6 protein-coding genes are annotated in these 7,016 nt (G+C 73.8%); 4 read left to right on the top strand and 2 right to left on the bottom strand.

Going from position 1 to position 7,016, the window contains the following annotated elements; translation table 11 throughout:
- The coding region (locus tag JNW87_RS32080) for a M1 family metallopeptidase (RefSeq protein ID WP_255544615.1) at positions 1-1,601 on the bottom strand (1,601 nt) is incomplete at its 3' end.
- A 184-nt stretch (positions 1,602-1,785) separates the two neighbouring features.
- Between JNW87_RS32080 and JNW87_RS32075 the strand changes: the two genes are divergently transcribed.
- From JNW87_RS32075 to JNW87_RS32060, 4 genes are all read left to right on the top strand, one after another.
- The gene (locus JNW87_RS32075; protein ID WP_109800012.1) at positions 1,786-2,571 is read left to right on the top strand and encodes an SGNH/GDSL hydrolase family protein; all 786 of its coding nucleotides are present in this window, start codon (positions 1,786-1,788) and stop codon (positions 2,569-2,571) included.
- A gap of 338 nt (positions 2,572-2,909) precedes the next feature.
- Positions 2,910-3,323 carry a hypothetical protein gene (locus JNW87_RS32070; RefSeq protein WP_238454961.1) on the top strand — a complete coding sequence of 138 codons (414 nt, stop codon included), beginning with the start codon at positions 2,910-2,912 and terminating at the stop codon, positions 3,321-3,323.
- Complete coding sequence (locus tag JNW87_RS32065) at positions 3,320-3,838, top strand: hypothetical protein (protein ID WP_238454960.1); 519 nt, start codon at positions 3,320-3,322, stop codon at positions 3,836-3,838. The genes JNW87_RS32070 and JNW87_RS32065 overlap by 4 nt, the downstream gene beginning before the upstream one ends.
- Positions 3,724-5,358 (top strand): hypothetical protein, encoded by a 1,635-nt coding sequence (locus tag JNW87_RS32060; protein WP_238454959.1) that lies wholly within the window; start codon positions 3,724-3,726, stop codon positions 5,356-5,358. The genes JNW87_RS32065 and JNW87_RS32060 overlap by 115 nt, the downstream gene beginning before the upstream one ends.
- Positions 5,359-5,411: 53 nt before the next feature.
- On the opposite strand, the gene JNW87_RS32055 is transcribed toward JNW87_RS32060, so the two are convergent.
- On the bottom strand, positions 5,412-6,854 hold the full coding sequence (locus tag JNW87_RS32055; RefSeq protein WP_236647302.1) for an alkaline phosphatase PhoX: 1,443 nt from the start codon (positions 6,852-6,854) through the stop codon (positions 5,412-5,414).
- Positions 6,855-7,016: the final 162 nt, after the last annotated feature.

The raw sequence follows: 7,016 nt of genomic DNA, 5'->3' as shown, positions 1-7,016 counted from the left end.
CGCGCCAGGAGCTGGTGCGCCGCCCGCACCTTCGCCCACGACTTCGGCTGCGCCAGGAGCTGGTGCGCCGCCCGCACCTTCGCCCACGACTTCGGCTGCGCCGGAGCGGCGGCCGACCGCGCCGCGGCGGTGGTCAGCTCGGGGCGGCCGGCGGTGAAGAGCCAGGTGGTGAAGACCTCCGCCAGGTCCTTGCCGGAGATCCGCTCGGCGAGCGCCCGGAACTGCCCGATGGTGCCGTTGCCGTACCGGTGCCGGGCCGTCCAGGCCGGCAGGATGCGGAAGAACGCCTTGTCGCCGACGGCCAGCCGGATCTGGTGCAGGGCCATCGCGCCCCGGTCGTAGACCGCGCCGTCGAAGACCCGGTCGGCGCCCGGGTCACCGGGGAGCACCCGCCAGAACTCCGAGTCGGCCGGGTAGTCGGCGTACGTGAAGTCGAACAGCTCCTGCGCGGTGCCCTCGCCCTGCTCCTCCGACCAGAGCCACTCGGCGTACGAGGCGAAGCCCTCGTTCAGCCAGATGGCGCTCCAGTCCGCCACCGAGACGGAGTCGCCGAACCACTGGTGGGCGTTCTCGTGCACCACCACGTACGGGTTCGCGCCGCGCCGCCAGAAGCCGGGCCCGTACACCGGGCGGGTCTGTGTCTCCAGGGCGAACCCGATCCCATCGATCGGGCCGGCCACGCCGCCCTGCGCCTCGAACGGGTAGGGCCCGAAGAGAACGGTCTCCCAGTCGACGATCTCCGCGGTGCGCTCGATGCTGGCCCGCGCGGCCGGCTCCCGGTCGCCCAGCGTGGTGCTGTACGCGTTGATCACCGGCTGCCCGTTCGGCGCGGTGTCGGTGACGATGTCGTACTGCCCGATGGCGAGGAAGGCCTGGTAGGTCGCGCCGGGCCTGGTGCTGCGCCAGCTCCACCGGGTCCGGTCGCCGGCCTCCGGGAGGGGATCGCGCGGCTGAACGCCGTTGCTGACCACCTCGACGCCGGTGGGCACGGACACCGAGATGTCCCAGGTGGCCTTGTCCTTCGGGTGGTCGTTGCTGGGGAACCACCACCAGGCCGACTCCGGCTCGTTGACCGCGAGCGCGCCGTCGGCGGTGCGGGTCCAGCCGGTGTAGCCGTTGACCAGCGTCTCCGACGGCACGCCGGCGTACTTCACCACGATGGTCAGCTGCTGGTCCTTGGCGATCGGCCGGGGCGCGGTCACCACCAGCTCGTGGACGCCCGCTCGATTGAAGGTGGCCGGCCAGCCGTTGACCCGCACCGACTGCACGTCGAGCAGGAAGTCCAGGTTGAACCGGGAGAGGGCCTGGGTGGACTTCGCCAGGATGGTGGTGGTGCCGGTGAGCCGGTCGGTGGCCGGCTCGTAGCGCAGCCGCACGTCGTAGTGGCCGACGTCGTAGCCGCCGTTGCCGTAGTCGGGGAAGTAGCTGTCGCCCAGCCCGGCGCTGCCGGGCCTCGGGGTGGCCGAGGCGGACGCCGGCCGGCCCTGGCCCGGTAGGGCAGCCTGGCCGGGGGCGCCGGTGGTGACGGTGCCGGCGGTGGTGACGGTCAGGGCGGCGATGGCCGCCGTGAGAACGCGTCGCACGAGGTGGACTCCCTCCATCGGGGTGTACGCACCGGCCAACCTAATCGACAGTTGTGAACGTCGCCGACCCGGTGGAGCGTTCCCGGCCATTCATTTTATGGAAATGTTTCGATAGCATTACCCACTAGTAACAACCGCTCCACCCCTGGCCACGCGCGCGGTCACGAGGGCTCCACCACCCCTGTTCCGTGGAGGTCCCGTCATGTCCCGTCGCGTCCGCACCGCTCTGGCCGCCCTGCTCGCCGGCGTCCTCGGCGCCGTCGTCGTCCCCGGCGTCGCCCAGGCGGCCACCGTCAACTACGTCGCCCTCGGCGACTCCTACTCCTCCGGGGTCGGCGCCGGCCCGTACGACCTCTCCACCTGCCTGCGCAGCCAGAAGTCGTACGCCCCGCTCTGGGCCGCCGCCCACGCGGTCAGCAGCTTCCGCTTCCCGGCCTGCGGCGGCGCCGTCACCGCCGACGTGATCAACAGCCAGGTCGGCTCGCTGAGCAGCAGCACCACCCTGGTCACCATCACCATCGGCGGCAACGACGCCGGCTTCGCCGACGTCATCACCAGTTGCCGCTTCGGCAGCACGTCCACCTGCACCAACGCGGTGAACGAGGCCAAGAGCTTCGCCACGGCCACCCTGCCCGGCCGGCTCGACGCCACGTACGCCGCGATCCGGAACCGGGCCCCGAACGCCCGGCTCGTGGTGCTCGGCTACCCGCGGCTGTTCGAGACGAACTACTGCGGCCTGCTGGCGATGAGCACGTACAAGCGGACCATCCTCAACGAGGCCGCCGACCTGCTCGCCTCGGTCATCGCCGGTCGGGCCGGCGCGGCCGGTGCCACCTTCGTCGACACCCGGCCGTACTTCGCCGGCCACGGCGTCTGCGCCGCCGACCCGTGGATCCACGACGTCAGCGGGGTCATCGAGGCGTACCACCCGGACGTCGACGGCTACCGCTACGGCTACCTGCCGGCGCTGACCGCCGCGGTCGGCTGACCTCGCCCGGCCCGGCGGCCGGTGGTCCACCCACGGGCCGCCGGCCGCCGGCGTGTTGCGGCCATCGGCGACAATGGACAGTCCTGGATCCACCCAGCGTGGCGGAGGTGACATGCGGGAACCCACCACCCGGCCCCGGCCCCGGTCCAACCGTGACAAGCTCCCGGGAGGCGGCGCGGAGCTGCTCTCCCTGCTGGCCTGGCTGCTCCGGCGGCCGCGTCGCGGCGACCGGCGACTGCCACTGCTCTGGCTGGTCCGCCCGGCCGGCGCGGGCGACGCGGCGGCCGTGCTGCGCCGGTTCGTCGGTCAGGGCACCGGGCGCCGGGTGCCGGCACGTCGTGCTCGACCTGGCGGCCCGGCCGGAGACCGACGACGTCGCGGCGGTGCTGCGCGAGCTGCACCGGCAGCTCTGCCTGGAGGCCTTCGGGGCGGCCCGGCTGCGCTTCCGGCACTACCCGCTGGCCGACTGGCTGATGCACCAGACCCTCGCCGTGGGCGCCGATCCCGGCGACAGCGGACGGGCCGCGCTGGTCCGCCGGCTGCGCGACTGGCGGGGCCGACGCTCCACCGAGGAGCCCCAGGTCGGCGGCGAGTCGGGGCTCGGCACCGCGCTGCAGGTGCTGCTCTGGCTGCTGCGCCGGGCGGTGCCGAGCGCGGTGTTCCGGATCGCCGTGTCCGGACGGGTGCCGGTGGTCGGACGGCAGTACCGCTGGTTCATGCGGCAGCAGTACCTCGCCCGCGGCAGTCGGTGACCTTCCTCGGTTTCGCCGAGCGGCTCACCGCCGGCTGGCGCGACGGCGAGCAGCCGGCCCAGGTGGAGAAGCTGCTGCTGCACGCCTTCCTGGAGGACCTGCGGCAGGCGTACCGCCGGCGGTTCTGGCGGCCCGGGGACTGGCGTCGCACCGCGTACCCGGTGCTGCTGCTCGACCGGGTGACCGTCGGCGGCGTCGGGCACACCCTGGTCCGGCTGCTCAACGACGTGCGCAACGAGACCGGCCGCAACGATCCGCTGCTCGTCGTGGCGGTGGCCGCCGACCCGCCGCCGGAGCTGCCCGCGGCCCGTCCGCTGCGGGAGGCCGAGCAGGCCTACGAGGAGTGGACCGAGGCCCTCCCGGAGACGCGGCGCTGCGCCGGCCGCGGCCGTGGCTGGTCGTGCTGCGGCTCGGCGGCGGCGACCTGCTGCCGCAGCCCGGCGTCCCGCCGGCGCTGGTGGCGCCGGACCCGCCCTGGTGGTCGCGGCGGTTCCTGCCGGCGGCGGTGGCGGTGACCCTGCTGCTCGGCCTGGGCGCGTGGGCGAACGGCCGCTGGGCCCCGGACTGCCACCCGACGTTGAGCGGCCGGGTGAAGGTGCAGGTGGTCGACGGGGAGTGCGTCGGCTACAGCGACAGCGCGGCCCAGGTCTTCAACAGCGATCCGGGCCAGGACCGCCTGCGGGCGGTGCAGCGGCGGATCTTCGCGCAGAACCGGGCCGCCGAGGAGGTCTGGCGGCGCAGCGACCGGCGGCGGCCGTACCTGACGCTGGTCTACCTGGGCACCCTCACCGGCAACCGGACCCGCGCCGACGAGGAGTCGTACGTCTCCGAGCGGGAGGAGCTGGAGGGCATGGCGACCGCCCAGTACGCCCTGCTCAAGGAGTCGGCCGGGGCCGACGGCGCCGCCCTGCTGCACATCGTGGTGGCCAACGCGGGCCGGCAGATGCGCCACGCCGGGCGGGCGGTGACCATGCTGGAGGAGTTGGCTGGCGACGACCCGACCCTGCTCGGCGTGGTCGGCCTGGTGGAGAGCCGGACCACCACGGCGGCCGCGTTGCGCGAACTCAACCGGGTGGGCCTGCCGGTGCTCGCGCCCAACCTCTCCGCCGACCGGATGGACGAGAACTCCAGCCTCTACCTGCAGATCTCCGCGCCCAACCGGGACCAGGCCCGGCTGATCGAGACGTACGCCCGGCAGGTGCTGCGGGTGGGCGAGGCGCACGTCTACTACACCACCGGGGAGGACAGCTCGCTGGCCGAGGACCTCTACGTGTCCACCCTGGTCGACGGGCTGCGGGAGCGGTTCGGCGGCCGGCTGACCCGGCTCGACGAGTGGCGTACCGGGCGGCGGCTGACCGTCGAGTGCGGCTACCCCGGCGTGCTGCTCTTCGCCGGCCGCTGGTCGGAGTTCGACGGGTTCCTGCGCGCGCTCAAGGAGCGCGGCAGCGATCCGCCGCGCCACCTGCTCGCCGACGACTCGGTCAACCGGTACATGGCGAACCCGGGGCTGCGGGCGAGCGCACCGGGCAACCTGCCGGTGACGTACGTGTCGAAGGCCGCGCTGGCCACCTGCGCCGCGCTGCGGGCCGCGCAGGCCCGGCGTGACGACGCCCGGGGCAGCTTCCTCACCTGGGTCCGCGCCGACGACCTGCTCGACCCGCCGCGCTGCCGGGAGGGCGGCGGGACCGCGGTGGGGGAGCGGGTCAGCCTCGCGTACGACGCGTCGATGATGATGGTGCGGGCACTGGAGAGCCTCGCCGCCCGGCTCCGGCACGCCGACACGGGCCGTCGGTGGGAGCCCCGCTCGGTCAACCCGGTCGGGGTGCACGCGGAGGTGCTGCGCCAGAACGCCGCGGGCGGCTACTCGGGCGTCGGCGGGGTGATCCGGTACGGCCCGGACTCCGGCGAGCCGGTGGCCAAGCGGATCGCGCTGCTCACCGTGGCGCGGGTGCCGGACGTCGACGCCGAGCCGGTGGAGGTGTTCCACTGCGGCGCCGCCGACGGCGGGCCGGACCCGGGCTGCCGGCCCGGCTGAACGCCGGACGCCGGCGGCCCCTCGTGAGGACCGCCGGCCGTGGCGCGACGCGGTCAGGCGTCGGCGACGTCCGCGTTGCTCGGCCGGCCCCACGGCCCGGTGATGGCGAAGACGTAGCCGGGGGACTGGATGTTGGCGAAGAGGATCTTCCCGTCCGCGCTGAACGTCGGCCCGGTGAACTCGCTGTCGTTCAACTCGTTGCGGGCCAGCGGGTACGCCTTGCCCTGCGCGGTCACCCCGACCAGGTGGGACACCCCCTCGCCGTCCTCGGCCAGGATCACCCCGCCGTACGGGGAGACGGTGATGTTGTCCGGCCCGTCGAAGTTACCGGCGTCGGCGTCCGGGTCCTGGTTCACCCCGAAGATGGTCTTCAGGGTGACCGTCTCGGTCCGCGGGTCGTAGAACCAGACCTGCCCGTCGTGCTCGTTGATGCTGCCGTCGGAGTGCCGGGCGAAGCTCGCCACGAAGTACGCCCCGCCGTCGGCCCACCAGGCGCCCTCCAGCTTGCGGCTGCGGGTCACCTGCTCGTCGGTGAACTGCTTGCGCACCGAGACGGTCTTCGCGTCCCGGTCCGGCACGTCCACCCACTCCACCTTGTACCGGGTGCCCGGGGTGGTGGCCTCCGACAGGTCGGCGACGTGGTTGCTGCCGAGGTAGCAGCTCATCGCCTGGAGGCTGCCCGCGGTGTCGCCGTCGGGACGCTGCGCCAGCACGCGCAGCGCGCCCTTGCCGCCCCGGAAGCCGTCCGGCGGCGTCCACCGGAAGTAGAGGCCGTTCGGCCCGCCGGCGTCCTCGGTCAGGAAGATCGCATGGGTGTACGGGTCGACCGCCACCGCCTCGTGCGAGTAGCGGCCGAGGAACTTCAGCGCCACCGGGTTCTGGTTGGCGGCCCGGTCGTGCGGGTCGACCTCGAAGACGTACCCGTGGTCGTAGAGGAACTTCCCGCCCTTGCGCTGCTCGGTCTCCTCGCAGGTCAGCCAGGTGCCCCACGGGGTGATGCCGCCGGCGCAGTTGTTGTGCGTGCCGGCCACGCTGACGTACTCACGCAGCCGCCGGCCCTGCCCGTCCACCTCGATGGTGGTGGTGCCGCCCTGGGCGCCCGGGTCGTAGGTCAGCCCGGCCAGCGCCGGCACCGGGTACGGCTCGCCGCCGCCGATCTCGTGGTTGTTGACCAGCACCGAGCCCTCCCGGCCGAGGAAGCAGCCGGTGCCGTCGGCGTCGCTGGGGGTCGGCTGGCCGGATTCCAGCAGGGTCGCGCCGGCCTGGGCCACGATGGTGTACGAGAAGCCGGGCGGCAGGGCCAGCAGGCCCGCCGGGTCGGGGACGAGGTCGCCGTAGCCGACCGCCGGACGGGTGGCGGCCCGGGCCGCCACCGGTCCCGCGATCGCTTCGAGGTTGCCGGCCACCACGATGCCGAGGCCGCCGGCCGCGCCGCCGCGCAGTACGGCCCGGCGGGAAATGGGGGAGGAGGTCACGTCGTCGCCTTTCCTGTTCACGATGGTTCCCTGAGCAGGCAAGCCGGACAGGACCAACGACGCCGGCGTGGCCGGCGGCGGGCGGGTGAACAGTCGACCAACCCTCGGTGCGTCGCGCGCCGTGCCGGGTCGGCGCGCGTCCGTTAGGGTTCCCCTCGATCGTGGACCGCGGCGGCGTCGGGG

This window comes from Micromonospora sp. ATA51 (assembly GCF_016802855.1).
Classification (GTDB): domain Bacteria; phylum Actinomycetota; class Actinomycetes; order Mycobacteriales; family Micromonosporaceae; genus Micromonospora; species Micromonospora sicca.
Note: the sequence above shows the minus strand (reverse complement) of the source record. Positions and strands in the feature narration are given on the sequence as shown.

Bases quoted from the DNA above. Each gene is read 5' to 3' on its own strand.
- JNW87_RS32075 (WP_109800012.1), top strand. From the start codon at position 1,786: ATGTCCCGTCGCGTCCGCACCGCTCTGGCCGCCCTGCTCGCCGGCGTC.